This window comes from Duganella qianjiadongensis (assembly GCF_009857915.1).
GTDB lineage: Bacteria > Pseudomonadota > Gammaproteobacteria > Burkholderiales > Burkholderiaceae_D > Rugamonas > Rugamonas qianjiadongensis.
In genome coordinates, this window is the sequence record NZ_WWCM01000009.1 from 147,244 (window position 1) to 173,392 (window position 26,149).

20 protein-coding genes, 1 tRNA gene and 1 pseudogene are annotated in these 26,149 nt (G+C 61.2%); 13 read left to right on the plus strand and 9 right to left on the minus strand.

Annotated features, from left to right (window positions below):
- Positions 1-10 precede the first annotated feature (10 nt).
- From GTP27_RS14365 to GTP27_RS14385, 5 genes are all read left to right on the plus strand, one after another.
- Entirely contained in the window at positions 11-2,158 is a 2,148-nt protein-coding gene (locus GTP27_RS14365) for an HDOD domain-containing protein (RefSeq protein WP_229633898.1), read from the plus strand.
- Positions 2,159-2,165: 7 nt separating this feature from the next.
- The gene (locus GTP27_RS14370; protein ID WP_161039933.1) at positions 2,166-4,427 is read left to right on the plus strand and encodes a putative bifunctional diguanylate cyclase/phosphodiesterase; all 2,262 of its coding nucleotides are present in this window, start codon (positions 2,166-2,168) and stop codon (positions 4,425-4,427) included.
- Between the two features lie 13 nt (positions 4,428-4,440).
- Complete coding sequence (locus tag GTP27_RS14375; RefSeq protein ID WP_161039858.1) at positions 4,441-6,036, plus strand: SEL1-like repeat protein; 1,596 nt, start codon at positions 4,441-4,443, stop codon at positions 6,034-6,036.
- A 71-nt stretch (positions 6,037-6,107) separates the two neighbouring features.
- Positions 6,108-6,278: a YgdI/YgdR family lipoprotein gene (locus tag GTP27_RS14380; protein WP_161039859.1), complete on the plus strand. Its 171-nt coding sequence runs from the start codon at positions 6,108-6,110 to the stop codon at positions 6,276-6,278.
- Between the two features lie 118 nt (positions 6,279-6,396).
- A complete protein-coding gene (locus tag GTP27_RS14385) occupies positions 6,397-7,854 on the plus strand; it encodes a flagellin N-terminal helical domain-containing protein (protein WP_161039860.1) in 1,458 nt (485 codons plus the stop codon).
- Between the two features lie 31 nt (positions 7,855-7,885).
- Here the strand turns inward: GTP27_RS14385 and GTP27_RS14390 are convergent, their stop codons facing one another.
- Positions 7,886-9,160, minus strand: a complete 1,275-nt coding sequence (locus GTP27_RS14390; RefSeq protein WP_161039861.1) for a M28 family metallopeptidase — start codon at positions 9,158-9,160, stop codon at positions 7,886-7,888.
- A gap of 210 nt (positions 9,161-9,370) precedes the next feature.
- Here GTP27_RS14390 and GTP27_RS14395 point away from each other — a divergent pair, with 210 nt between their 5' ends.
- The 4 genes from GTP27_RS14395 to GTP27_RS14410 all read left to right on the plus strand — a co-directional run bounded on the left by GTP27_RS14395 (position 9,371) and on the right by GTP27_RS14410 (position 11,541).
- Positions 9,371-10,297, plus strand: coding sequence for a Gfo/Idh/MocA family protein (locus GTP27_RS14395; RefSeq protein ID WP_161039862.1), 927 nt, complete (start codon positions 9,371-9,373; stop codon positions 10,295-10,297).
- A 348-nt stretch (positions 10,298-10,645) separates the two neighbouring features.
- Entirely contained in the window at positions 10,646-10,963 is a 318-nt protein-coding gene (locus tag GTP27_RS14400; RefSeq protein WP_161039863.1) for a hypothetical protein, read from the plus strand.
- A gap of 13 nt (positions 10,964-10,976) precedes the next feature.
- Positions 10,977-11,300, plus strand: a complete 324-nt coding sequence (locus tag GTP27_RS14405; RefSeq protein WP_161039864.1) for a hypothetical protein — start codon at positions 10,977-10,979, stop codon at positions 11,298-11,300.
- A gap of 167 nt (positions 11,301-11,467) precedes the next feature.
- A tRNA-Gly gene (locus tag GTP27_RS14410) sits at positions 11,468-11,541 on the plus strand.
- 68 nt (positions 11,542-11,609) lie between these two features.
- Here GTP27_RS14410 and GTP27_RS14415 read toward each other — a convergent pair.
- The gene (locus GTP27_RS14415; RefSeq protein ID WP_161039865.1) at positions 11,610-13,193 is read right to left on the minus strand and encodes a tryptophan halogenase family protein; all 1,584 of its coding nucleotides are present in this window, start codon (positions 13,191-13,193) and stop codon (positions 11,610-11,612) included.
- A gap of 241 nt (positions 13,194-13,434) precedes the next feature.
- Here GTP27_RS14415 and GTP27_RS14420 point away from each other — a divergent pair, with 241 nt between their 5' ends.
- The 3 genes and pseudogenes from GTP27_RS14420 to GTP27_RS14430 all read left to right on the plus strand — a co-directional run bounded on the left by GTP27_RS14420 (position 13,435) and on the right by GTP27_RS14430 (position 16,776).
- Complete coding sequence (locus GTP27_RS14420; protein ID WP_161039866.1) at positions 13,435-15,861, plus strand: TonB-dependent receptor; 2,427 nt, start codon at positions 13,435-13,437, stop codon at positions 15,859-15,861.
- A gap of 284 nt (positions 15,862-16,145) precedes the next feature.
- Positions 16,146-16,541 (plus strand): annotated as a pseudogene (locus GTP27_RS14425) (type II toxin-antitoxin system RelE/ParE family toxin); the annotation flags it as partial.
- Entirely contained in the window at positions 16,474-16,776 is a 303-nt protein-coding gene (locus GTP27_RS14430; RefSeq protein WP_161039867.1) for a helix-turn-helix domain-containing protein, read from the plus strand. The pseudogene GTP27_RS14425 and the gene GTP27_RS14430, both read left to right, overlap by 68 nt.
- Positions 16,777-16,792: 16 nt before the next feature.
- Here the strand turns inward: GTP27_RS14430 and GTP27_RS14435 are convergent, their stop codons facing one another.
- Positions 16,793-18,145, minus strand: a complete 1,353-nt coding sequence (locus tag GTP27_RS14435) for an MFS transporter (protein ID WP_161039868.1) — start codon at positions 18,143-18,145, stop codon at positions 16,793-16,795.
- Positions 18,146-18,248: 103 nt separating this feature from the next.
- A complete protein-coding gene (locus GTP27_RS14440; protein WP_161039869.1) occupies positions 18,249-19,577 on the minus strand; it encodes a GH1 family beta-glucosidase in 1,329 nt (442 codons plus the stop codon).
- A gap of 239 nt (positions 19,578-19,816) precedes the next feature.
- Between GTP27_RS14440 and trmB the strand changes: the two genes are divergently transcribed.
- Complete coding sequence (gene trmB, locus GTP27_RS14445; protein WP_161039934.1) at positions 19,817-20,497, plus strand: tRNA (guanosine(46)-N7)-methyltransferase TrmB; 681 nt, start codon at positions 19,817-19,819, stop codon at positions 20,495-20,497.
- A gap of 82 nt (positions 20,498-20,579) precedes the next feature.
- On the opposite strand, the gene GTP27_RS14450 is transcribed toward trmB, so the two are convergent.
- From GTP27_RS14450 to GTP27_RS14470, 5 genes are all read right to left on the minus strand, one after another.
- Positions 20,580-21,089, minus strand: a complete 510-nt coding sequence (locus tag GTP27_RS14450) for a hypothetical protein (protein ID WP_161039870.1) — start codon at positions 21,087-21,089, stop codon at positions 20,580-20,582.
- 46 nt (positions 21,090-21,135) lie between these two features.
- Positions 21,136-22,944, minus strand: coding sequence for an amidohydrolase (locus GTP27_RS14455; RefSeq protein ID WP_161039871.1), 1,809 nt, complete (start codon positions 22,942-22,944; stop codon positions 21,136-21,138).
- A 94-nt stretch (positions 22,945-23,038) separates the two neighbouring features.
- The gene (gene recQ, locus GTP27_RS14460; protein ID WP_161039872.1) at positions 23,039-24,862 is read right to left on the minus strand and encodes a DNA helicase RecQ; all 1,824 of its coding nucleotides are present in this window, start codon (positions 24,860-24,862) and stop codon (positions 23,039-23,041) included.
- A 28-nt stretch (positions 24,863-24,890) separates the two neighbouring features.
- A complete protein-coding gene (locus tag GTP27_RS14465; RefSeq protein ID WP_161039873.1) occupies positions 24,891-25,727 on the minus strand; it encodes an undecaprenyl-diphosphate phosphatase in 837 nt (278 codons plus the stop codon).
- 124 nt (positions 25,728-25,851) lie between these two features.
- Positions 25,852-26,112 carry a YkgJ family cysteine cluster protein gene (locus tag GTP27_RS14470; RefSeq protein ID WP_161039874.1) on the minus strand — a complete coding sequence of 87 codons (261 nt, stop codon included), beginning with the start codon at positions 26,110-26,112 and terminating at the stop codon, positions 25,852-25,854.
- Positions 26,113-26,149: the final 37 nt, after the last annotated feature.

Genomic DNA, 26,149 nt, shown 5'->3' on the forward strand with positions numbered 1-26,149 from the left:
GCCCGATACGATGCATCAACCTGACCAAGATATACGCAATCGACTGCTGATCGCGCGTCTGCCGGCGATGCCGCAGATACTGATCAAGCTGATCGAGCACTTGCAGGCGGATGATGCAGGGATGCCGGAGCTGGCGGCCCTGATCGCCAAAGATGCGGCCATGACCAGCAAGATACTGACGGTGGCCAATAGCTCGGCCTACCACCGCGGCAACCGTGCCGTGGGGCTGGAGCAGTCGCTGGTGGCGCTGGGCACGGACATGATCAAGACGCTGGTGATCAGCGAATCGGTATTCCAGACCTTTAGCAGTTTCCCCCACTCGGGCAGCACCGATCTGCGCGGCTTCTGGAAAGGTTCCCTTACCACCGCCGTGATCGCGCGCGAAATCGCCAAGCAGATGGAATACCCCCATGTGGAGGAAGCCTATCTGGCCGGGCTGCTGCATAACGTCGGCCGCCTTGCGCTGCTGGCCACGGCGCCGAAAGAATACGCCTTCAATTTCATGGCGCGCGACGATGAAGCGCTGTGCGCTGTCGAGCAGCGCACGCTGCAGATTACCCACTCGGAAGCGGGTGCATGGCTGATCGAACGCTGGCATCTGGATTCCTTCCTGGCCGATAGCGTGCTGTATCACCACGAGCCGCTGGCGCGCCTCGAAGCGGCCCATCCGCTGATCCGTGCCGTGCGGCTGGCGCATCTGCTGTGCTTCCATCGCGAGGAAGATCCGGCCATCGAAGACGCCGCCCAGCTGTGCGGTCTGGAAGGCGAGGTACTGGAACAGATCAGCCTGAGCGCCGCGCGTCAGGTGGAGAAAGCGGCGGCCTATCTGGGCATCGATCTGGCCGGTGCCGACGAGATTCCCACGCCGGCTGCGTATGCGCCGCCGGTGGTCGATCCGGTGCAGCAGCGCCTGTCCGAAGAAGTGCGCAATATGGTGCTGGTGTCGGAAATGGGCCAGACCTTTGCACGCCAGCAGGGCGAAGCGGGGCTGCTGGAATCGATTGCCCGTTCGGCCCGCATCCTGTTCGATTTCGAAAATGCCGTAGTGCTGCTGGCCGATCCTACCGGCCATGCGTTGCATGGCGTGGCGACCGGCGAGCAGCAGCAGCGTCTGGCCGAGTTCAGCATCCCGCTCAACAAGGGCGGCGTCGTGGCGCAAGCGGCATTAAATGCCAAGCTGACTTATGTGAGCCGGCAGTCGCCCGAACTGAACGTGGCGGAAGAACAGCTGTTCCGCATGCTGGGTAGCGAGGGCATGGTATGCCTGCCGCTGGTCACCAACCATAATTGTCTGGCCCTGCTGATCGGCGGTGCGCCCAACTGGCAGATGGCCAGTTACGGCAAGCGCGAGCGCTTCCTGCAGTCGTTCGGCACGCAGGCGGCGGTGGCGCTGGAAACGGCCATCAGCGAGCGTGGCTACGCCAGGCGCCAGATTGCCCACGTGGCCGAGGAATACCGCGAAGCGTCGCGCCGCGTGGTGCATGAAGTGAATAACCCGCTGTCCATCATCAAGAACTATCTGTCGGTACTGGACGGCAAGCTGGCCAAACGCGAGCCGGTGGTGGGCGAGATGTCCATCCTGAACGAAGAGATCGACCGTGTTGGCCAATTGATCAACGGTCTGGCCGACCTGCAGCCTACCGAGGCCGCCCGCGTGACCGATGTGGGCCGCGTGGTGGAGGATGTGCTGCGCCTGTTCCGCGCCACCGATTTTGTGCCGGCCTCGGTGCAGATCGTGGTGCGCATGCAGGAAGAGCCGGCCGAGATCGACGGCGATGCCGACATGCTGAAACAGATACTCGTCAACCTGATCAAGAACGCCATCGAGGCGCTGGCAGGGGGCGGCAAGATCGAGATATCCAACCGCGGCCATGTGAACCGCGAGCGCAAGCTGTATCTGGAACTGGTGGTGAGCGACACTGGCCCCGGTCTGTCGACCGAAGTGCTGGCCAATCTGTTCTCGCCGGTCCGTAGCGGCAAAGACGGTGCCCACCATGGTCTGGGACTGTCGATCGTGCATAGTCTGGTGAAGAAGATGCAGGGCATGATTACCTGCCGCTCCGGCAAAGCCGGTACTACTTTCGAAATTCTGCTGCCTGCCCGTGGCAGCACCAGCCAAATCGCCGGCGTGAATGCGCGGGCGATGGATTCCGTGTAAGGTCATGATGAACCTCAGCCCTGCCAGTCTGAATGCGGTGACCCCGGCCAATGTCACCGTCGCTAAAGATTATTGTCCGCGTCTGTTGCTGGTCGATGACGAGCCGCGTCTGCTGTCCTCCCTGTACGAGTTGCTGCGCGACCGCGACTACGAACTGATTACCGCCACCAACGGTGCGGAAGCGCTGGCCCAGCTGACCCGGGTGAAATTCGATCTGATTCTGCTCGATCTGCGTCTGCCCGATATGAGCGGCCACGAGATCATGGACTTCATCAATTCGCGCGGCATCGAGGGCGACATCATTGTGATGAGCGGCGATGTGGGTATCGAAGCGGCGATCGGCGCGCTCAAGCGCGGCGCCTACGATTACCTGCGCAAGCCGTATAGCCGCGAAGAGCTGCTGAAAACGGTGGAGAATGCGCTGCAGAAGCGCCGGCTGGCCAATGACAACTCGCGCATCGCCTCGCAGCTGGAAAATTCGGAGCGCATGTACCGTTCGCTGGTGGATAGCTCGCCCGATATCATCTACACCCTCAACCACGAAGGCAAGATCACTTTCGTCAACGACCGCGTGCAGCAGCTGCTGGGCTTCAGCCGCGAAGAGCTGATCGGCAAGCACTACTCGGTGCTGGTGCATGAAGAAGATCTGGAGCGCGCCCGCTACGCTTTCAATGACCGTCGTGGCGAAGAGCGCGCGTCGCGCAACGTCGAGCTGCGCCTGAAGTCGAATCTTGGTAGCGGTATCGAACGTACCTTCAGTAATACGCTGATGACGATTTCGCTCAATGCCATCGGCATGCATGTGCCGGAGCAGGAAGTAAAGCAGGAAGTGTTCGGCACCTACGGCGTGGCGCGCGACATCACCGACCGCAAACGTGCCGAGGAAGTGATTTCGTATCAGGCCTATCACGACATCCTGACCGATCTGCCTAACCGCATGCTGTTCAAGGACAGGCTGGGGCTGGCCGTGATACAGGCCAAGCGCAAGCTGACCGAACTGGCCGTGATGTTCGTCGATCTGGACCGCTTCAAGCTGGTCAACGACACGCTGGGCCACGTCAAGGGCGACGAGCTGCTGCAGCAGGTAGCGCAGCGCCTGAAGGATTGTCTGCGCCGCGGCGATACGCTGGCGCGTCAGGGCGGCGACGAGTTCACCATCGTGCTGCCGGAGCTGCGCGACCGGCAGGATGCCAAGGCGATTGCCGATAAATTTCTCGAAAGCCTGCATCGCCCGTTCGACCTCGATGGCCACGAAGTGCATATCTCGGCCTCGATCGGCATCGCCATCTATCCGGGCGATGGCGAGACTATCGACGAACTGCTGCGCCATGCCGACATCGCCATGTATCAGGTCAAGGCGCTGGGCAAGAACGGCCACAGCTTCTATCACAACTCCATGCTCGATGTATCGCACCAGAAGATTGTGCTGGAGCAGAGCCTGCGCAAGGCGCTGGAGCTGAACGAACTGGAAATGTACTACCAGCCGCAGATCGATATGGCCACCGGCCGCATCATCGGCGCGGAAGGGCTGATGCGCTGGAACCATCCGCAGCGCGGCCTGCTGTCGGCCGGCGAATTCCTGCCGTTCGCCGAAGAGAATGGCCTGATGCTGCCGATTTCGGACTGGATGCTGGGCGCCCTGTGCCGCGATATGCTGCTGTGGAATGCCGCCGGTGGCGACAACATCCGTCTCTCGCTCAACCTGTCGCCGCAATATCTGGATCGCGGCGACTTCTTCGAGAAAATGCGCGGCGCGCTGACCCGCTACGGCATTTCGCCGGCCCAGATCGAAGTCGAGATCACCGAGAACATCTGCATCCGCAATCCGCAGTACGCCATCGAGCAGCTGAACAAGCTGTGCCAGCTGGGCGTATCGGTAGCCATCGACGATTTCGGCACCGGCTATTCCTCGCTGTCGTATCTGCACCGCTTCCCTATCCACACCATCAAGATCGACCAGTCCTTCGTCAAGGAGATCCACGACGAGAACGGCCACTATCCGGTGATTCTGGCGATAATCTCGATCGCGCGCGGACTGGGCCTGCATCTGGTGGCAGAAGGGGTGGAAACGGAAGTGCAGGCGCGCTACCTGCAGGCCAACGGCTGCAGCACCATGCAGGGCTATCTGTATCACCGTCCGCTGGCGCTGGCCAGCTTTATCGATGTGCTCAATGAGCAGAACCGTGCCAACGCACCGGCCGGCGCGCGCATCCTGCATGCAGTGCCCGCTGCTACGACTGCGCAGACCATGATTGCGATCCAGGCCTGAGCAGTATGATCAAATGACCAAATATAGTCCCAACGAAGCCGACGCGAAAAACGGCAGTACTTACACCGCCGAATTCCTGCGCGTGAAAGGTCTGGCCGAACGCGGTGTCGCCAATGCCCAGCATAGTCTGGGCTTTATGTATTTTAACGGGCAGGGTGTCGTACAGAGCTACGAGCTGGCCGTGGTGTGGTACCGGCAGGCCGCGCAGGCCGGGCTGGAACACGCACAATACAACCTCGGCGTGATGTACCAGAAGGGGCAGGGTGTGCAGCAGAGCTTCGAGGAAGCCGCAGCGTGGTACCGCAAGGCGGCCGAGCAGGGTTATGCCGCCGCCCAGTACAACCTTGGCTGGCTGTACGCCAAGGGACAGGGCGTAGCAGCCGATACCCAGCAAGCCATGTACTGGTTCAGCAAGGCTGCCGAACAGGGCGACGCCGGGGCGCAGAACAACCTGGGCATGATGTACGACACCGGCAAAGGCGTGCCGCAGGACTTCCGTCAGGCGATTGCATGGTACCGCAAGGCCGCCGAGCAGGGTTATGCGCGCGCCCAGTTCAATCTGGGCCTGCGCTACGACCACGGACAGGGCGTGCCGCAGGATGTGGGGCAGGCCATGTCATGGTACCGCAAGGCGGCCGATCAGGGCTATGCACCGGCCCAGTTCAATCTGGCGCTGCGCTTCGATAAGGGCGACGGCGTGGCGCAGGATAGCCAGAAAGCCATCCTGTGGTATCGCCGCGCCGCCGAGCAGGATCACGCCAGCTCGCAGTTCAATCTGGGTCTGATCTACGATAACGGTCAGGGCGTGCCGCGTGACGAGCAGAAGGCGCTGGACTGGTACCGCAAGGCCGCCGCTCTGGGCCATGCGGGAGCGCAGAACAATCTGGGTCTGCGCTACGAGCACGGCCAGGGTGTGGCGCAGGATTATGCGCAGGCGCAGCAGTGGTATCTGAAGGCCGCCGAGCAGGGCTTCCCCGGTGCCCAGTACCAGCTCGGTAATCTGTACGACGCCGGCCACGGTGTGCCGCAGGACCAGCAGGAAGCCGTATTCTGGTATCGCAAGGCGGCCGATCAGGGCCATCTGCGCGCCCAGTTCGATCTGGGCCTGCGCTACGAGACGGGTGGCGGCGTGCCGCGCGACGAGAAGAAGGCGCTGCACTGGTACCGCCGCGCCGCCGAACAGGATTACGTGGCGGCCCAGTATGCGCTGGCGCTGCTGCACGATAAGGATGACGGCCCGCTGCCGGACTGCGTGCAGGCCAATGGCTGGTATGCCAAGGCCGCCGAGCAGGGCCACGTGCAGGCCCAGTTCACGCTGGGGCTGCGCTTCGATAACGGGCTGGGGGCGGCGCAGGATTACGCGCTGGCCTATCACTGGTATCTGAAAGCGGCAGCGCAGGGCCATGCGCGTGCGCAGTTCAATCTGGGCCTGATGTTCATGTGCGGGCAGGGTGTGCCAGCCGATAGCGCACAAGCCTGGCTGTGGCTGGCGCTGGCCGAACGCAACGGCTTTAATTCCGCTAGCCGCTATCTGAAAAATGTGGCGGCGACGCTCGATAGCAGCCAGCTGGCGCAAGCGCGCGAGCGGCTGGAACTGCTGCCCAATTAATTTGTAACATTCATAGAAGTTAACATTTACTTCTTGATATTATTCAAAGCTTAATATCTCAAGGAGTTGCTATGAAATCGTTACTGGGTACCGCACTGGCACTGGCCGTTCTGTCTCTGAGCGGCTGCGCCTCCATGGAAGGTTCCGATACCACCGTGGCCGCGCGCGAAAAACCGCAATACGACGAACCTACCACCGGCAGCCGTCTGCCTACCCGCCGTAGCAGCACCGCTACCAACTAAGTTCCCCCCTGTTCCATTAGTTCTGTGCTGCTGATGCCGGCGCGCTCAAGTCGCGCCGGTTTGTGCCGTTATCCATAGCGACTGCCATGAATCCGTGGCAGCGTGACTTCGAAACGGCATGCAGCTCAACACCAACCTCTCCGCACTGAATGCGCAACGCAGCCTGAATGCTGCGGGGGAGGATATGCTCGTGCGTTACCAGAAGCTGGCCAGCGGGCAGCGTATCAATTCGGCACGCGATGACGCGGCCGGGCAGGCCATCGGCGAACGCATGACCGCCAGCGTCAACGGTCTGCGCCGCGCGCGGCAGAATATCAATGACGGTATCTCGCTGCTGCAGGTGGCTGATGGTGCGGCGGGACAGCTGCTCAACAACTTCCAGCGCATGCGCGAGCTGGCCGTGCAGGCCGCCAATGACATCAATTCGACAGTGGATCGTCAGGCCATACAGACCGAGGTGAATGCGCTGGCCGTGTCCAACCGCGACATCGTGGCCGGCGCCCGCTATAACAATGCAGCCCTGCTGGACGGGACTTTCTCCACCCAGCTGCAGATAGGCTCGGAAGCGGATCAGACCATGCTGGTAGCGATCAGCGCTGCGCTGGTCAAGGACGGCTATAACCGCGGTCTGGTGGATATGGCGCAGCAGCAGGCAACGTCTACCGGCACCACCGTGGTGGGCGCCATGCGCTTTGGCGATCTGGTGATCAACAACTCGGTCGTGCAGGCTTCCGTCGACGACGTGAAAGTCGGGCAGACGGCCGATAGCGCCTATGCCATCGCTGCTGCCATCAACACCTCTAACGTGGCCAACGTCACGGCTACTGCCAGCACCACGCTCGCTGGGGCGGTAGGCAATAGCGGCGGCCTGGCGGATGGCGATCTGATTATCAATGGCGTCAACATCGGCGCTATCAGCGGCAATACGGCCGCTGCCCGCGCTGCCAGTGCTGCCGGTGCGATCAGCGCTGCGGCGGGTAGCAGCGGCGTAAGCGCCAGCTCCGATGGCGGCACGCTAACGCTGACCGCTGCCGATGGGCGCAACATCATCATTAGCGAAGCCAATGCCGGTGCGGCCGCGTCGCTGGGCCTGACTTTGGGCAAGCAGCGCGGCAGCGTGACGGTAACGGAAGCGCCGCGCGCCGGCCTGCATTCGATGCGCATAGGCGGTACCAATCCTTCCGTGACCGGGCTGAGTGCCGGTGTGCAGGCTTCGGTACGGGTTGGTCCCGTCGATCTGCAGCCCAAGGATAGCTACATCGGCGGCGAGCCGCTGCAGGATATGCTGACCTTTAGTGGCGCCAGTGATGCGATGGACTACTTTGACGGCAAGATCGACGAAATCAGCACCATCCGTTCCCAGCTCGGTGCGCTGAGCAACCGGCTGAGTGAAGCGGCGGCCAATGCCGACAATGGTGCCACCAATCTGGCGGCGGCGCGTTCGCGTATCGTCGATACGGATTACGCCAGCGAGACGGCGCAGCTGACCCGCTCGCGCATACTGCGTGCGGCGAGCACCTCCATGCTGGCGCAGGCCAACACCCAGCCGCGCCGCGCCCTGCAGCTGCTGCGCTAGTGGCCGCTTTGCGGCCACTGTCTGATTGCCCCTATTTTTTTGCCGGTTCAGGCTGCGCCTTGACCGTCGCGCCTACCAGCCGGGCCACACCAGCCAGCGTGGTCTGCGCAGCGTTCAGGCCGAGCAGAAAATCCTTGTCCGAATAGGTGGCATAGACGTCGGAAGGCTGGTGCCAGTTAGGATCCCAACCCGCGCCGATCTGCTGTCCACGTTCGTTTTCGCGCAGCGACACAGCAGGCACCAGATCCATGAACGGCGTTGAATCCGTATTGGTCATATGGAAGCCCACGGTGGCCGGATAGTTGGTGGCGTATCTGTCGTTGGCAGCGCGCAGCGCCCATGCCAGCCTGGCCGAGGCCTCGGCGAATTTCGACACGCTCTGGTATTCGATATTCACGTCCGCTTCCGCCCGCTGTTCGGGCGGTGAAACATACTGGGTCTGGCCTTTGGCATCGAGCACCAGCTTGCCTTGCGCGTCGCGCAGCGGAATTGGCATGCCGTGATCCCACAGCATCATGTCGTGCTGGATCACACCCAGCCAGCGCGGCTCCGGATAGCGCCCCGAACCGGCCGGTGATTCTATGCCCTGCATATCCTTGCGCTGCATGGCGTAGGCGGTGGCGCCATTCAGTCCTGTCTCTTCGTTATTCCACAGGGCGAAGCGGATCGAGCGTTCGGTCTGTACGCCCGGCGCGCTGAAGATGCGCGCCAGTTCCATCACCAGCGCCGTGCCGGAACCATCGTCATTGGCGGCCTCGCCAAAGCCGATGCCATCCATGTGGGCGCTGACGATGTACATTTCTTCTGGGTGGGTGGTGCCCACCTTGGTGCAATACACGTTCTCGCGCTGCGAGGCGCCCACCGGCGTAGCTTCCGCATTCAGGGCGCGCAGCTTTTCGTCGGGCTGGCGCATAGGATCGGTATTCACGCCTATCGGGGCACGGTTGCCGAACAGCGTGCTGCCGCCCTGACCGGGCGGGCCGCCTGCGCCGCCGCTGGGCAGGCCTGCTGCACGCTTGGCCGGTGGGGCATCGGGCGCTGGCTGGGTGTACATATACTGCAGGCGCTCGGTGTTGCTGCAGCCGTAGGATTTAAGCTGGGCTTCTATCCAGTCCAGTGCATCGCGGTTGCGCTGGGTGCCCTGACGGCGGTCGCCGAAGCGGGTCAGGCTCTTGATGGTAGCTTTGTACTGTTCCAGATTCAGCTGGCCGACCAGTGTGCTGACCGGATCAGCATCTGCGTTCTGCGCTTGCGCCATAGGCGCCGCACAGGCCAGCGCCACACTCAGGGCTATCAGGGATTTCATGGGCTTCCTTGCAGGTGTTAAGGGGCAGTGTCATTCTGCATCAGGTTGAGCGCGCTGTGGCAGGAATGCGTGCATATCAGGCTCGGAATGCAACGTGCTAATGCCGATATCCGATTTCGGTATGTATCGCGCGATAAAAATGATTGGTGTAGCGGGCGGCGTTCGTCGTAGCATGGTTGCGCTCAATTACCCATTTACGAAAGACTGAGGATGTCAGCAATCAAACTTGCGATCGTAGGCGTCGGCAAGATCGTCCATGACCAGCACCTGCCCGCGATTGCGGCCAATCTAGACTACCAGCTGGTGGCTTCGGCCAGCCGCCACAATACGGTGGAAGGCTTGCCCGGCTTTGCCTCGATCGAGGCCATGCTGGCGGCAGTGCCGGAGATCGAGGCCGTGTCGCTGTGCATGCCGCCGCAATACCGCTATCAGGCCGCGCAGCTTGCGCTGGCAGCGGGCAAGCACGTATTTCTGGAGAAGCCACCCGGCGCTACTTTGTCTGAAGTGGCCGACCTGGAAGCGCTGGCTGCGGCTAAAGGCGTTACGCTGTTTACTAGCTGGCACTCGCGCTACGCGCCTGCCGTGCAGCCAGCCAAGGCATTCCTTGCGGCGCATGCGCCAACAGCGATGGAGGTGATCTGGAAGGAAGACGTGCGCCAGTGGCATCCCAATCAGGAGTGGATCTGGCAGGCGGGCGGGCTGGGCGTGTTTGATCCCGGCATCAATGCACTGTCCATCGTCACCGAGATACTGCCGGCAGCGATATTCCTCAACCGCGCCACGCTGGAGTTTCCCGATAATCGCGAGGCACCGATTGCCGCCGAACTGCATTTCCAGAATGCCGCCGGTATGCCCGTGCACGCGCAGTTCGACTGGCGCCAGACCGGCAAGCAAAGCTGGGATATCGTGGTGCACAGTAGCGGTGGCGAGGTCAAGCTCAGTGATGGCGGCGCGCGTCTGTGGCTTAATGGCGTCGAGCAGCCGCTGGCAAAGGAAGCCGAGTACCCGTCGCTGTATCAGCGTTTCGCCGAACTGGTGCGAAGTGGCCGTTCCGAGGTCGATCTGGCGCCGCTGCGCCACGTGGCCGATGCCTTCATGCTGGGCCGGCGCAAGGTGGTGGACGCCTTCTACGACTGATCCCTCCTGACCGGCAGCTCCGCACGGACTGCCGGCAAGCTTGTCAACCACACCAGAACCCGCATAAATAAAGGGACATGCTGGTGTAGTTCAAAGGCGGAACGGCAGCTTCCCAAGCTCCGCCATCACAGTTTCGACACCCCATCTAGTCGAAACAGGTGCTATTACGGTGACGTTTGTGTCGATGCGCTAAGCTGCTGTATCGGATTACACGTATAGTCATTCTTATCGCTTCCTCGTGGCTTGAGCTGTGCTAGCGCCAGATCAACGTTAGCCTGCAATGCTGGACGTACTCTTGAACTTCCTCGGCCATTGCTCTAATGCCGAAATTCTCGGAGGTTCGTACAGATGACGACCATATTCCAGAAGCCACGTAAAGCTAATTCAGCGATAGCGGTACGCGCAGCCGATCGAAACAACTATGAGCTGAGCGGCGCTAAGTGGGCTCAGCGCTTCATAGGCAGCAGTAGCACGAAAGACCTTTCGTCCACATTTCGCAAAGCTGTAGATGCCGTCAAGGAAGCTGATGGCAAGCTAGTGGAGGTGAAAACAGCGCCACGCTCTGGTATGAATAAGCAGATGAAAGCAATTGGTGCGAGCTACGGGGTAAAGAAATACATTGGTGGGGCGAAGGATAAACCCCATTGGTCATCGACTGGCCGATAGGTGAGGTGCAAATATGATCAGGCCTGCTGTTTTTCTGATGATTTTGTTGGCTGCAGAATCCGTATTGGCGGCGCCCCCGCTACCGAAGGACGTGCAGGCATTTGTAAAAAACGCCGAGGCTTGCGAGCATATGGCCGGAGAGTGGGATAGCGATTTGCCCAAAGCTCAGCGAAGAGCAATCACGCTGGCTATAAAAAAATACTGTGCACCCGCAAAGTTCCAGCTGCCGCTACTGATGGAAAAGTATAAGCAAAATCCACCGATACTTAGAACCATTTCCAGGCACGCATACGATTCAGTCAAATACTTCACGGAAGTAGACACTACCGATGACTAAGATGCGTAGTTCGACGCAGTCGTTATTGGGCTTTTGGAGGATCAAAAAAACAATAGGTTGAAGCATGGCCATCGCACCCGGATGAAATCCCCCTCCTCATTTTCCATTGCACTGGTGTCTGGGTAAGGTTGTCAACAGTGCTGAAACCCGCGTAAAATACGGCCCATGCGGGTGTAGTTCAATGGTAGAACGGCAGCTTCCCAAGCTTCATACGAGGGTTCGATTCCCTTCACCCGCTCCACAGCCTTCCTGATTTTTCTTTCCCCTTTTTTATTGATGTGGCGTGGCTGCGCCGGATGACGCACGCCGCTAGCGTCGCAGCATATGCTCGATCAGCGCGCGGTGGGTGGGCAGATCGGCCAGCGCCCGCTGCGATACCTGTTCGATCATGCGGAACTCTGCGCTTGCCTCGGCAGCACGCGGGTGGGTGCGCGCGTTGGCATATAGCGCGGTCGGATACTCCATCCCGTACAGCACATACTGCCAGCTGGTGGGCGGATACATCTCGTAATCGACCACAAAGTCCATACGGTGCGGCGGGCGCGTGCGCCACATGGCCAGCTTGTCGCGCAGCGTGGCGCGGATGCTGGCCGGATCGGTATTATCGATCCAGAACTGGCTGTCGGTGCGCTGAGTCAGGCAGTAGTGCAGCTTGACGAAATCGGCGATGCGCTCGTAGCGCGCCGTCATCATCTCGTTGTACAGCCGTGCTGCGGCGGCCAGTTCGCCATCGTGCGGGAACAGATAGCCGAGCAGATAGGCCGCCGTTTCGATCAGGCCGATGCCGGACGCTTCCAGCGGCTCGATGAAGCCGCCGGACAGGCCGATGGCCACGCAGTTGTGTACCCAGTGCTGCTTGCGGTAGCCAAGGTTGAGCGTGAGCTGGCGCGGTTCCAGCCCTTTGCTGGCAGGGCCGATGTAGTCGCGCAGTACCTGTTCGGCACGCGCGGCATCGGTATGCCGGCTCGAATACACATAGCCTATGCCGCGCCGCTGCTGCAGGCCGATATCCCAGGTCCATCCCGCTTCGCGTGCGCTGGAGATGGTGTAGGACGGAATGGGCGCATCGGCGCGTTCGTATGGTACTTGCATGGCCAGTGCGCGATCGACAAACAGCGTGTCGCTGAGGCTGTGGAATTCTGTGCCCATGGCGGCGCCTATCAGTGTGGCGCGAAAGCCCGTGCAGTCCACGTACAGGTCGGCTGTCAGGCGGCCTGCCTGCGGCGTATGGAGTGCGGCGATAGCGCCGCCGGCACCCAGCTCCACCCGTTCCACGGTGGCGGCAATGTGCTGCACGCCCAGCGTACGGGCATGGGTGGCCAGCAGCGCGGCGAATTTTCCGGCGTCGAAATGGTAGGCATAGTTGAGCGGCCCCATGAAGTCGGCGTCGCCCGTGCGCTTGGGCGCATGGCAGGCGTCAGCCACCCGCTTCTGCATGGTGGCAGCGGCCGCAAAGCCTGTACCTGCAGGCGCTAAGCCCTGCAGCCAGTAGGGCAGCAGCTCCGCTCCGCCGGGGCGCTGGCTGGGCAGGCTGAAGGGATGGAAGTAATGATCGTTGCCGGCGCTGCCCGGCGGCCGCACCCAGTCGTTAAAGCGTATGCCCTGTTTGAAGGTGGCATCGCACTCGCGCACAAAGCGCGCTTCATCGATCCCGATGGCCGCCAGCGTGCCGCGGATGGACGGGAAGCTGCCTTCGCCCACGCCGATGATGCCGATATCGGGTGATTCCACCACGCTGACGCGCACGCTCTGCTGGTCGGCGCCCGTGCCCAGCGTACGCGCCAGAAAGGCGGCGGTGAGCCAGCCGGCGCTGCCGCCGCCGACGATCATCACGTGTTTGACAGGGTGCGGGGCGGCGCCTTGCGCCGGTGTTGCGGGGCTGCTGATGGACATGCTGTCTGGTCTCCGTGGTGTGCGCTGTTTTCCCGCCTGACGTTGAGAACGATGTTGCGGAAACAACGCTAGCGATATTTTTCGTTTGACATCCGTGATTTGAATTATGTACCATGAAAACGATTTCACAAAGACCGAAAACGGTTTCATCAAGTTTGAAAACGTTTTCATACAACATGAGATCGTAATTTACGATAAATGTAGCAACGCCCCATTGCGTTTGCTACGACTAAGGAGACTTATGAACGTCCACGTACCGCGCACCGGGAAGCGCTTGTCGTCCCCGATCCAGCTGGCCATCCTCGCCCTGATGGCTGGTTCCGCCCATGCAGCCGTCGATGCTGCCGCCGAAACGACTGCCAAGGAGCAGGCTGCTGCTGACAAGAACAGCAGCGCCATCACCGAGGTGTATGTCACTGCCACCAAGCGTTCCACCTCGCTGCAGAAAACACCGGTTGCTGTAACCGCCATCAACGCCGCCGCGCTGGATGACAACCACGTGCAGACCTTGCAGGATGTGGTCAATCTGGTGCCGGGCTTTGCCGCCACCGGCCAGGGCGACCACGGTGTGATCACCATGACGCTGCGCGGTATCGGTAACGATAGCGCCAAGACCGAATACGCCGACCCTGAAGTAGCTACCTTCGTCGATGGCGTGTACTCGCCCCGTCCGGAAGGCGCTACCGCGCTGCTGTTCGATCTGGAAGCGATCGAAGTGCTGCGTGGTCCGCAAGGCACGCTGTGGGGCCGTAACTCCACCGTCGGCGCGGTCAACATGCAGACCGTGAAGCCTGAAATCGGCAGCAAGGCCGGTAACTTCGAAGCTGGCTACGGCAACTACGGCCGCCTCGGTGCCCGTGGCGCCGTCAATATCCCGATCAGCGATACCGTGGCAATGCGCGTGGCCGTGGTGCACGAGCAGCACGACGGCTATGTGAGCTATCAGCGCGCACCGGATGTGTCGCTGGCAGCCCAGCATGCAGCAGCCGATCCCGTCATCGCTGCATGGAACAAAGCCCATCCGGGTAACCCGATCGGCTTCCAGCCTATCAACCCTAACCAGTTCGTCAGCAATGGTCCCAAGTACAGCGCACAGGACCAGAGCGCAGCCCGTCTGAGCCTGCTGTGGCAGCCGTCGGCCGACCTGAAATGGAACGTCGCTTACGAACACTATATGGATCGCGGTACGCCTAGCATGAACCTGATGCAGACGCCGCGCGCCGGTCAGGACTTCTGGTCCGCGCTGATCGACACCGCGCCTAGCGTCAGCCGCGATTCGCATTCGGTACGCAGCCGTCTCGACTACAACATCAACAAGGACATCAGCCTCGCCTACATCGCCGGCTACTCGCGCTTCAACGGCTCGTCCACCTTCGATCAGGACGGCGGTGCCAACCTGCCGACCAGCTTCACCACGGGCGGCAACTTCCAGGCCAATAACACGGTCTGGTCCAAGTACAAGAACTATAGCCACGAACTGGAAATCCAGTCGACCGGCAAGCGTGACGTGGACTGGCTGCTGGGTCTGTACTACGCCAATGAAGACAACGGCATCCGCTTCGACATTCCTATCATGAACGGTACCGAGCATGGCACCGTGGGCTGGCAGGGCTCCTTCATCCAGCCGAAAGAAACCGTGGATTCCAAAGCCGTCTTCGGTCAGGCCACGTGGAATGCCAGCGATGCGCTGCACGTGACCGGTGGCCTGCGCTACACCTCGGATGAGCGTAAGAACATCGGTGGTACCAACAATGGCTGGAGCGATCTGACGGCGCCGCAAGTGCCGGTGAATCCGTCGATGGACCCGCTGGCTCCGGGCTCGGGCTTTGCGACCTACCAGCATAACGATGGCAGCTTCAGCGACCACAAGCTGACCGGCCTGCTGCGCGCAGGTTACGACATCGACAAGAACAATATGATTTACGCCAGCGTTTCGACCGGCTACAAGTCGGGCGGCCTGCAGGATGGCGGCAAACCATACGGTTCCGAAACCCTGACCAACTACGAGATCGGTTCCAAGAGCACCTTCCTCGGCGGTGCTGTGCGGATGAATAACTCGGCCTACTACGAGAAGTTCAAGGGCTTCCAGTTCAGCGCACCGGTCACCAATCCTGACGGTACCCGCGGTCTGGCGACCAGCAATGCGGAAGGCGCCAAGATCTGGGGTCTGGAGACGGAGATCGCCGCCAAGATCACGCCGGACGACCGGATCCAGCTGACGGCTGCCTACACCAACGCCACGCTCAAGCATCTGATCGGCGGCAGTAACGACTACGCGCTGCCAGCCTGCCCGGTGGCCGGCATCAGCACCTGTCTCGACGTGACGGGCAACACCATGCCGCACTCGCCGAAGTTTGCGGCGCAGGTGATGTACCAGCACCGCATTGCGCTGGCCGATGGCACGCTGACGCCGCGCATCAGCGCCCACTATGAAACCGCCAGCTGGCTGAGCGTGTTCAATCTGGGTGAGCCGGACAAGCAGAAATCGTACACCCGTACCGATCTGGGGTTGCGCTATGAAGCCCATTCCGACTGGTACTTCGACGCCTACGTCCGTAACGCGGAAGACGCCAAGATCAAGACCAGCGCCATGAACGCCAACGGCCCATGGCAGGCGCAATATCTGCCGCCGCGTACCTTCGGCATCAACGTCGGCAAGACCTTCTAAAGTAGTACCTCTCCCTTCGACACCCCGTCCTGCAAAGGCCGGGGTTTTTTTATTTCGGGTCGGGATTGGTGCTGCGTTGGGATCAAGCTTGGCCTTTGCTAAAACAAGCCAGCCTCCTCACTAATGCCCGACCTGGTCCCTGTTGATGCGGCACAAGCGTTTGGTTTTAAGAATGAGCTAGATTTGTTTCGAATTTTTCTTAGACAGCTGCAAACGGCAGGCTCTGGACGAATGATTTCGAATAGTTAGCGGAAAAATGGCGTATATATTGAAACGGTGCGACGCAGGCCAGTGCCAAACTTTCCGATGAGGTACTGTGCGTCGCCATGGGGGAAATGGAACGTGGACTGATCGATGCCGATCTTGGTGGCTTTCTTTATAAGAAACGTTTGGCTCGGAAAGGGGGAGGAAAACGTGGCGGGTATCGTACGTTGCTTGCCGCAAGAATAGGCTATCGTTATGTATTCCTGTATGGCTATGCAAAAAGCGAAGTGTCGGATATTAGGCCTGAAGAAAAGCGGGCACTGCAATTCGCGGGGAAATTATTTTTGGAATTGTCTGCGGAAGCACTAAAACTAGCATTGCATGCAGGTGTGTTACTGGAGGTTCATTGTGAGCAAGATCATTCAATCCCTGCGGGGAGAATTAGCGGAACTGCACGATGCAGGGAGCATCAGTAAAGCCAGCTTGCAGGAGTTTGATATGCTCTACCCAGCGCCTGTGCGGGATTTTAGTCCGGACGAGATCAAGCGTCTGCGCGATGCTTTGAAATTTAGTCAGGCTATGCTCGCGCGGCATCTGCATATTACTGCCGCAACGGTGCGTAAATGGGAGCAAGGTGTTGCCCAGCCTGCTGGCCCTGCGCTGAAATTATTGAACATCATTGCGGATAAGGGCCTGCAGGCTATTCTTTGACGGTACGCGAAGGGACTTAGTGCTTCTGGTGGAACGGCGCGTACCAGGTAATCAGGAAAGACGGGATGGTGGCCGCCATCACCAGCCAGAAGTAGTGCACATAGCCGAGCATTTGCTGCAGATGGCCGCTGACGACACCTGTCACCATCATGCACAGCCCCATCAGGCCGGTGCCGAAAGCGTAGTGGGTGGTGGTGTATTTACCCGGTGCCAGCTGCTGCATCAGGTAGATCATGAAGCCTACCGAGCCGAAGCCGAAGAAGAATTTTTCGATCGCCACACCGGCGCAGATCACCATCAGGTCCTGCGGCTGCCAGATGCTCATCAGCAGGAAGGTGACATTCGGGATGTTGACGGCACAGCACAGCAGGAAGAGAGTGGATTGCAGGCCCCGTTTCGCCACGAACATGCCGCCCAGCAGAGAGCCCACCAGCACCGCGATCAGCCCGTAGGTGCCGTAGATCAGGCCCAGCATCTCGTTCGACAGGCCCAGCCCGCCCTGTGCGACGGGGTCGACCATGAAGAAAGGACCGATCTTTTCCAGCAGGCCTATGCTCAGGCGGAACAGGAAGGCGAAGCCTATCATCAGCCACACATCGCGCTTCTGGAAGAAGGTGACGAAGGAGTCTTGCAGCAGAAAGGCTGCCTGTGCCACCGAGGTAGGCGCGTTCTCCGCTCTGGCGCCATCAGGCATCACGCGTGCATGCCACAGTGCGGCCACGATGATGATGGCGGCGACGAGGAAGAAGATCAGCCGCCATGCGTCTATCCAGTCAGCGCCGAAGCTGCCGGCGGCATGGTGGAAGTAGTGGGTGTGCAGCCAGCCGCTCAGGTACACCATGCCGCCCGATGCGACGATGGGACCGATGTTCCAGCTCAGGCTCTGAATGCCGCAGAACAGCGACTGGGTGGGGGCATCGAGCGAGGTGACGTACACGCCGTCCGAGGCGATGTCCTGCGTAGCGCCTATCAGCGACAGCACGCCGAACAGGAACACCATGATGACCATATAGTCCGGCAGCGACATGGCCAGTGCCACTGCGGCAAAGCCGACGGCGATGATCAGCTGGCTGCACAGCACGAAGAATTTTTTGGTGCGGTACATTTCCACGAAAGGCGCGAACAGCGGCTTGATGGTGTAGGCGAGGATCAGATAGCTGGCGTACTGCGCCGCCTGACCATTATCCATGCCGAGGTTCTTGAACATGATGGAGGTGACGCTGGTCAGCATCATGTAGGTCAGGGCCATGGTGAAATAGCCGCTCGGCACCCATAGCATGGGCGTGCCGCGCGCGAACATGGCGCGCAGCAGGGAAGGGGGCTGCTGCGCCTCGGCGGCGGCAGGCAGGGGGGATGGGGCAGTGGGCATGGTGTCGTCCTCAGGAAGCTGGTGAGATATATAGCACAGACTCTCTGGCCTGTTGAATGGAAAACGCCGGCTCGCAAGCCGGCGTGGTGAAAACGCGGTGGGGTCAGGCAGTGCCGTCGCGCTGCTGCTGAAGGTAGGCGCGGTACCAGTGGGCGCTGTGCTTGAGCGTGCGCTGCTGGGTGGCGTAATCGACATGCACGATGCCGAAGCGCTTGGCGTAGCCGGAATTCCATTCGAAGTTATCGAGCAGACTCCAGAGGAAGTAGCCCTGTACGTCCACGCCCTGCTGCATGGCGTCCTTGAGCGCTTTCAGGTGGCGCTGGACGAAGTCGATGCGCGCGGTATCGGCCACTTCGCCGTCGACGATGCGGTCCGGGCTAGCCATGCCGTTCTCGGTGATGTAGATGGGCGGCAGATCGTATTCGGCTTTCAGCTTGAGCAGCAGCTCGGTCAGGCCGTCCGGATAGATTTCCCAGCCCATGTCGGTTTTACCCAGTTTGCACTCGGGCAGGCGCGGCGGCGTCTCGGCGCTGCAGTAGGCGCGGAAGTAGTAGTTCACGCCGAGGAAATCGATCTTCTGCCGGATATCCTTGAAGTCTTCAGGATGCACCTCCGGCGCATGCTCGCCATGGCCCTGCAGGGCCAGTGCCGGATAGCGGCCTTTGAAGATGGGGTCCATAAACCACTGCACCGAACGGGCATATTCGAATTCGGCCATGGCCTTGTCTGCAGCGCTATCGGTGGCGGGATCGGCGGTCCACTGGTTCAGCACAATGCCCAGCTGGGCGCTGCAGCCGACGGCGCGCATGGCCTGTATCGCCAGTCCGTGCGACAGCAGCAGGTGGTGCGATACCTGGATCGACTGTTTGAGGTCGGCCACGCCCGGCGCAAACTGGGCATTGCCATAACCGAGGTTGGCTGTGCACCATGGCTCGTTGTGAGTTGAAATCGTTTTCACGCGATCGCCAAAACGGCGCGCCACTTCGGCGGCATAGTCGGCAAAACGGTAGGCGGTGGCGCGATTGAGCCAGCCGCCGTCGTCCTGCAGGCCTTGCGGCAAGTCCCAGTGGTAGAGCGTGATGTGGGCGCTGATGCCGTGCTTGTCGAGTTCCGTCAGCAGCCGGTCGTAGAAGGCGAAACCGGCTTCGTTCCAGTCGCCTTTGCCGGCCGGTTGCACGCGCGACCACGCCATCGAGAAGCGGTAGGCGTCTACACCCAGTCCTGCCATGATGGCCACGTCTTCCGCATAGCGGTGGTAGTGGTCGCAGGCGATGTCGCCGTTGCTGCCGTCGATGATGGTGCCGTTGCGGTGGCTGAAGGTATCCCAGATGGACGGTCCTTTGCCATCGGCGCTGGCCCCGCCTTCGATCTGGAAGGCACTGGTGGCCACGCCCCAGAGGAAAGTGGGCGGAAATTGGGTGAATTCGGTCATTATTGTGCCGTTTTGTGGGTGAACAGGGGTGCGTACGGTCTATTCCAACGTTTGAAAACGTTTTCATGTCTCCTGTTGCGATTAAACCCGAACTGCGTCGGGGTGTCAATCATTTGCTGAAAAGTGGCGATCAGCAGAAACAGAACGGGGCGGCCCGCCTGATATAATGCGCCCTCACTGAATTTCTGCCTGTTTATTCCATGTCTTCCGATACTCCCAAAGACGGCCCAGCGCGGCCCATGCTGTACGACCCGACCGAACACCGCATCCGCAGCTTCGTCACCCGTGCCGGTCGCCTGTCGACCGCGCAGGCGCGTGCGCTGGAAGAGCTGGGTCCTAAGTTCCTGATCGAGTACAGCAAGGCGCCGCTCGATTACGTGCAGGCCTTTGGCCGTAAAGCGCCCGTGGTGCTGGAAATCGGCTTCGGCATGGGCGGCACCACGGCGCACATCGCTGCCGCCATGCCGGAGAAGGACTTCATCGGGGTGGAAGTGCACACGCCGGGCGTAGGCAGCCTGCTCAAGCTGATCGGCGAGCAGGGACTGAGCAATCTGAAAGCCATCCAGCATGATGCGGTGGAAGTGCTGAACCAGATGATACCCGATGGCTCGCTGCATGGCGTGCACATCTTCTTCCCCGACCCTTGGCACAAGGCGCGCCATAACAAGCGCCGTCTGATTCAGGGCCCGTTCGTGGAACTGCTGGTGAAGAAGCTGGAGGTAGGCGGCTATCTGCACTGCGCTACCGACTGGGAAGACTATGCGGTACAGATGCTGGAAGTGCTGGGCGCGGAACAGGGCCTGCAAAACACGGCCGACGGCTATGCACCGCAGCCGGCCTACCGTCCGCTGACCAAGTTCGAGAACCGCGGCCTCAAGCTGGGCCACGGCGTGTGGGATCTGGTGTTCACCAAGAAGTAAGCCGGACTTGCCAGACTGGCGTTGTCGCGGGGCTGGTGGTAATCTGCTTATAAATCGGGCCGTGCAGCCCGACCTGCCGGAGCTAGCGTTCCAGCGGCTCCATATCCAGCACCACCACGTAGGCGAGGCGGCCGTTCTGCCATTTGCCGCCACCCCGTACCTGCGCGTCGCAGGTAGTAATCTGGCCTTCCACTTCCTTGCGTTTCAGATGTTCGCGGAAGGCGACAGAGGCCTTGGGCGACAGATAGCCCACCATGCGACCCGCCAGAAATACCGCTACCGCAGCGCTTTCGTAAGGATTGGCGTCGTCGGGCACCAGCGTGGCCAGATAGGATGCCGCCGCCGCCTGATCGCCATGTTCGCCCGCCAGTTCCTTCAGCGCAGGCAGGTAGCGCGATTCCGTCACTACTTCCACCAGATAGCGCCCATCGTCGGACCAGTGCAGTGCCGCTGGTCCTTCCGGCAGCGCGGGCTGGTAAGGGCGGGCGGGCATGGGCGGCAGCGCCATAGGCTGGGCCGGATTGGTCTTGATGATCGTGCGTATGGCAAAAGCCGCAGCGGCGATGATCAGCAGGGTGAGAGCAATTTCCATGACAGTGCCATTCAACTAAAGGCCGACATCTTAACCCATGCGCACATCAGTGCATGGCTTCGGACTGATACACGACTTTGCCGCCCACCATGGTCTGCAGCACGCGGATGTTGGCGATATCTTCGGCGTCGATACGGAAGAAGTTCCGGTCCAGTACGATCATATCGGCCAGCTTGCCCACTTCGAGCGAGCCAGTCAGCGCTTCCTGCCGCAAGGTGTAAGCGGCATTGATGGTGGCAGCGCGCAGCACGGCGGCGCGCGGCATGCCCGGCTGCGGACCCAGCGTACCGGCGTACTCCTTGCCTGCGTCCGGCGCCGCCGTGCGGGTTACGCCCACTTTCAGCGCAAACCAGATATCGAGCGGATCGACCGGCCAGTCGCTGCCATAGGCGATGCGTGCTCCGGCGTCGAGCAGCAGCGATTGCGGTTCGACGATGGCATAGCGCTGCGGGCCCATATAGTCTTTCAGCGCGCCCACCGTATCCGGCGCCGGCTTGCCCCACTGTAGCGACAGCACCGGCGTCACGTCGAGCTGGGCGAAGCGTCCATAATCGGCCGGGGCGACGATTTCATCGTGCGCCAGTGCCGGACGCACCAGCGCGCCGGCGGGCGTGCTGCGCAGCGCGGCGATAGCGTCGAGCGAGGCGCGCACGGCGCGGTCGCCGTCGACGTGGATGTGCGGATCGATGCGGGCTGCGGCCAGTTCATTCAGGGTGGCCGTCAATGCCTCCGGCGAGAAGTAGTTGGCCGGGCCGTTGTGCGGGCCCGGCTTCCAGTCTGGCTGCTGGGCCGTGCCCTGATTGACCAGATACGGTTCCAGCATGGCGCCGGTAAAGGCGGGTGCCGAGATCACGCCATCCATGAACAGCTTGGCGTGGCGCACCTGCATGGATGGCGCCACGCGGGTAGGGCCCTGATCGAACTGCTTCTGCTGTTTCAGCAGTTCGGCCACGGCGCTTTTCGGTGTGGCACCCTTGTCCAGATCGATCAGCACGGCGAAGTGGCCGCGTGCCGTCAGCTTGCCCTGTTTTTGCAGCGTGCCGAAGGCCGTCATGGTCTCCGGATCGGTGTAGGCATCGAGGAAGCTGGTGATGCCCTGCTTGCGCATGGCCGCCAGCGCTGCCCTGGAGGCAGCCAGATTCTCGGCCACCGTGAGCGGCGGAAGCAGGTTCATGGCGGCATCCTGCGCAGCGTCTTCCAGCAGGCCGGTGGCCTGGCCCTGCCCATCGCGCACGATCTTGCCGCCCGCTGGATCAGGCGTATCGGTCTTGATGCCGGCCAGTGCAATGCCTTTTGAATTCAGCAGCGAAGAATGGCCGAAGGATGAGCGGACGATGATGGGGCGCTCGGTTTTCAGGGCATCCAGCGTGGCGGCAGTGGTTGCTACGCCATCGGGCTGCATGCCTTGCTGGAACCAGTTGACCACCACCATCCAGCGCTTGCTGTCCGCTTTCTTGTCCTTGTCGAGGCAGGCCTGTATGCGTGCCTGAAACTGCGCTACGGTGAGATTTTCGTAATCGAGGCTGCAATTGAGCAGGCGGCTGCCGCCCGATTGCGGGTGCATATGGCCGTCGATCAGGCCCGGCATCAGCATGCGGCCCTGCAGATCGATGATGCGGGTTTGCTTGCCCGTGTAGGCCTGCGTGCCCGCATCGTCGCCCACATACACGATGCGTCCGGCGCGCACGGCCAGTGCCTGCTGCACGCTGTCCTTGGCGTCCACGGTGTAGACGTAGCCATTGCGGTAGATGGTGTCGGCAGGCGCGCTGCCTGCGGCTGCGGTTGCGGAGAAGGCAGCTGGTGCGCTGCTGGCTAGGGAAGCGAGAAGTGCTGCGGTAAGGCCGAATTTGATCATCAGACTGGCTCCGGTATGGCGCGGCGACGAAGGTCGCCCAGATGCTGCATGATACCGTGGAAGCGCCGTCCTGTAGCGTTATTCCGCGGCGGCTCTAGTCCATCTCGCGGATGATGGCGACGATTTCGTCGCCGTAGGATGCCAGCTTTTTCTCGCCCACGCCGGAAATGCCGCGCATCTCGGCCAGCGTCGTGGGGCGGGCTTTGGCGATCTCGCGCAGGGTGGCATCGTTGAAGATGATGTAGGCCGCCACGTCGTGCGCCCTTGCCGTCTCCACCCGCCACCAGCGCAGCTTGTCGAAGATGGCCTGCTCGCGCGGCGACAGGTCGCTCTCCACATAGCCCTTGCTGCGGCTGCTGGAGCTCTTCTGCTTGACGGGTTTCTGGTACTGGCGCAGCTGTACCTTCTGCCCGCCCTTGAGTACGGGGCGGGCTGCATCGGTCAGTTTGAGCGAGCTGTATTGTTCATGATCGACCGTCACCAGACCGAGCGCTATCGCCTGCCGCAATATGGCGCGCCACTCCTGCTCGCTGCGGTCCGCGCCTATGCCGTACACGGACAGCGAGTCGTGGTGCCAGGTCTTGATGCGCTCCGTTTCCATCCCGCGCAGCACTTCGATCACATGGCCTGCCGCAAAGCGCTGGTCGACGCGGTAGATGGCCGACAGCAGCTTCTGCACCGGTACCGTACCGTCGAACGAAACGGGCGGAATCAAGCAGGTATCGCAGTTGCCGCAAGGGCCGGCCTTTTCGCCGAAATAGTCGAGCAGGCGCACGCGCCGGCAGCTCAGGGTTTCGCACAGGCCCAGCATGGCATCGAGCTTGGTGCCCAGCACGCGCTTGAAGGTCTCGTCGGCTTCCGATTCGTCGATCATGCGCCGTTGCAGCACCACGTCCTGCAGGCCGTAGGCCATCCACGCATTGGCCGGGGCGCCGTCGCGGCCCGCCCGCCCCGTTTCCTGATAATAGCCCTCGATACTCTTGGGCAGATCGAGGTGGCAGACAAAGCGCACATCGGGCTTGTTGATGCCCATGCCGAAGGCGATGGTGGCGCACATCACGATGTTTTCTTCGCGCAGGAAGCGGGCCTGATTGGCGGCCCGCTTGGCGTGCTCCATGCCGGCGTGATAGGCCATGGCGCGCACGCCATTCTCGTTGAGGAATTCGGCGGTCTCTTCCACCTTCTTGCGCGACAGGCAGTAGACGATGCCGCAATCGCCGCCATGCTCGCTGGTGATGAAGTCCAGCAGCTGCTTGCGGCCATTGGTTTTCTCGACGATCTGGTAGCGGATATTCGGCCGGTCGAACGACGAGACGAACTGCATGGCGTCGTCCAGCTGCAGGCGATGGACGATTTCGGCGCGGGTCTGCGGATCAGCCGTTGCCGTCAGCGCGATGCGCGGCACAGCGGGGAACTGTTCGTGCAGCACCGACAGGCGGATGTATTCTGGCCGGAAGTCGTGGCCCCATTGCGATACGCAGTGGGCCTCGTCGATGGCGAACAGTGCGATCTTGGAATCCTGGAACAGATTCAGGCAGCGCTCCGTCATCAGCCGTTCCGGCGCCACGTAGACCAGATCGAGCTGGCCGGTGCGCACCAGCCGTTCGATGCGGCTGGCTTCTTCGTAAGTCTGGGTGGAGTTGAGGAAGGCAGCGCGCACGCCCACTTCGGCCAGTGCATCCACCTGATCCTGCATCAGCGCGATCAGAGGGGAAATCACCACGCCTACGCCGTCGCGCACCAGCGCGGGGATCTGGTAGCACAGCGACTTGCCGCCGCCGGTAGGCATCAACACCAGCGCGTCGCCGCCCGCACAGACATGGCTGACGATGTCCTCCTGCTGGCCGCGGAAGGCCGGATAGCCGAACACGGTTTGCAGCAGGTGGAGCGCTTGTTGCTGGTATTGCGTTTGAATCATCGAGACGTCAGGGTTTTACAGCTTGGGTTTAGTCCGCCCACACCACCATGCCGGTATAGCCGGTGACCAGTACCAGCAGGCCGAAGGCGATGCGGTACCACGCGAAAGCGGTGAAGGTGTGGGTGCTGATGTAGCGCAGCAGCCAGCGCACGCACAGGAAGGCGGAAATAAACGCCGCTACCGTGCCCACCGAGAACAGCGGCAGGTCGGCAGCCGACAGCAGCGCACGTTCCTTGTAGAGCGAATAGACGGTGGCGCCCAGCAGGGTAGGAATGGCGAGGAAGAAGGAGAATTCGGTGGCCACCTGACGCGACAGGCCGAACAGCATGCTGCCCATGATGGTGGCGCCGGAGCGGCTGGTGCCCGGAATCAGGGCAAAGGCCTGGGCGATGCCGATCTTGAGAGCATCGGCCGGAGTCATGTCATCGACCGAATGGATGCGCACCATGCCCGGATTCTGGCGTTCGCGTTTTTCCACCCACAGAATGACCAGACCGCCGATGATGAAGGCCAGCGCTACCGGCACCGGGGCAAACAGCTTGGCCTTGATGGCTTTGCTGAACAGCACGCCCAGCACGGCAGCCGGCAGGAAGGCGATCAGTACGTTGATGGCAAAGCGCTGCTGCTTGCGGTCACCGAGGCCGGTCAGTACGGCGGCAATGCGGGCGCGGTATTCCCAGCACACGGCGAAGATGGCACCGGCCTGAATGACGATCTCGAACACTTTCATTTTCTCTTCCATGCCCTGGAATCCCAGCAGATGCTCGGTCAGAATCAGGTGACCCGTGGACGAAATCGGCAGAAATTCCGTAAAACCTTCAACCAGACCCATGATCAGGGCTTTGAGTGCGAGAACGATATCCATGAGATAAAAAAGTGAGATTTTGATAGGGGGGTGCTGGCTATACAGGCCGGGGTCGAAGCTTACCATGCCCAGCTGCTAACCAGCTCAATCTCACGCAAGCGTAATGCAAAAAGTATGCGCGGGCTTACTGGCCGGGGCGGGTAGCCTCTTCTACTAGACCCAGCCAGCGCATGGCCTGTTCGCGATTCTCGCCGCAGAATTCGCTGGCCGGCTTGAGCGAGGCGCACACGGCTGGCCGCTCGGGCTGGCCGAAGATCTTGCAGCGCTCCTGCTCGTCGAGCTGGATGCAGCGTACGCCGGCCGGTTTGCCGTTGGGCATACCGGGTATCGGGCTGGAGATGGATGGCGCGATGCAGCAGGCACCGCAGTGATCGCGACAGTTCATGGCAGCAGGTGGCAAATCGATGGGGGCATAAGCCTAG

What these genes read in the sequence shown, in the direction of transcription:
- GTP27_RS14395 (WP_161039862.1), top strand. Translation starts at nt 9,371, where the DNA reads ATGTCAGCAATCAAACTTGCGATCGTAGGCGTCGGCAAGATCGTCCAT.
- GTP27_RS14440 (WP_161039869.1), bottom strand. Translation starts at nt 19,577, where the DNA reads ATGACCGAATTCACCCAATTTCCGCCCACTTTCCTCTGGGGCGTGGCC.
- GTP27_RS14465 (WP_161039873.1), bottom strand. Translation starts at nt 25,727, where the DNA reads ATGGATATCGTTCTCGCACTCAAAGCCCTGATCATGGGTCTGGTTGAA.
- recQ (WP_161039872.1), bottom strand. Translation starts at nt 24,862, where the DNA reads ATGATTCAAACGCAATACCAGCAACAAGCGCTCCACCTGCTGCAAACC.
- GTP27_RS14375 (WP_161039858.1), top strand. Translation starts at nt 4,441, where the DNA reads ATGACCAAATATAGTCCCAACGAAGCCGACGCGAAAAACGGCAGTACT.
- GTP27_RS14455 (WP_161039871.1), bottom strand. Translation starts at nt 22,944, where the DNA reads ATGATCAAATTCGGCCTTACCGCAGCACTTCTCGCTTCCCTAGCCAGC.
- GTP27_RS14400 (WP_161039863.1), top strand. Translation starts at nt 10,646, where the DNA reads ATGACGACCATATTCCAGAAGCCACGTAAAGCTAATTCAGCGATAGCG.
- GTP27_RS14370 (WP_161039933.1), top strand. Translation starts at nt 2,166, where the DNA reads ATGAACCTCAGCCCTGCCAGTCTGAATGCGGTGACCCCGGCCAATGTC.
- GTP27_RS14420 (WP_161039866.1), top strand. Translation starts at nt 13,435, where the DNA reads ATGAACGTCCACGTACCGCGCACCGGGAAGCGCTTGTCGTCCCCGATC.
- GTP27_RS14405 (WP_161039864.1), top strand. Translation starts at nt 10,977, where the DNA reads ATGATCAGGCCTGCTGTTTTTCTGATGATTTTGTTGGCTGCAGAATCC.
- GTP27_RS14450 (WP_161039870.1), bottom strand. Translation starts at nt 21,089, where the DNA reads ATGGAAATTGCTCTCACCCTGCTGATCATCGCCGCTGCGGCTTTTGCC.
- GTP27_RS14385 (WP_161039860.1), top strand. Translation starts at nt 6,397, where the DNA reads ATGCAGCTCAACACCAACCTCTCCGCACTGAATGCGCAACGCAGCCTG.
- GTP27_RS14390 (WP_161039861.1), bottom strand. Translation starts at nt 9,160, where the DNA reads ATGAAATCCCTGATAGCCCTGAGTGTGGCGCTGGCCTGTGCGGCGCCT.
- GTP27_RS14365 (WP_229633898.1), top strand. Translation starts at nt 11, where the DNA reads ATGCATCAACCTGACCAAGATATACGCAATCGACTGCTGATCGCGCGT.
- trmB (WP_161039934.1), top strand. Translation starts at nt 19,817, where the DNA reads ATGCTGTACGACCCGACCGAACACCGCATCCGCAGCTTCGTCACCCGT.
- GTP27_RS14380 (WP_161039859.1), top strand. Translation starts at nt 6,108, where the DNA reads ATGAAATCGTTACTGGGTACCGCACTGGCACTGGCCGTTCTGTCTCTG.
- GTP27_RS14415 (WP_161039865.1), bottom strand. Translation starts at nt 13,193, where the DNA reads ATGTCCATCAGCAGCCCCGCAACACCGGCGCAAGGCGCCGCCCCGCAC.
- GTP27_RS14470 (WP_161039874.1), bottom strand. Translation starts at nt 26,112, where the DNA reads ATGAACTGTCGCGATCACTGCGGTGCCTGCTGCATCGCGCCATCCATC.
- GTP27_RS14435 (WP_161039868.1), bottom strand. Translation starts at nt 18,145, where the DNA reads ATGCCCACTGCCCCATCCCCCCTGCCTGCCGCCGCCGAGGCGCAGCAG.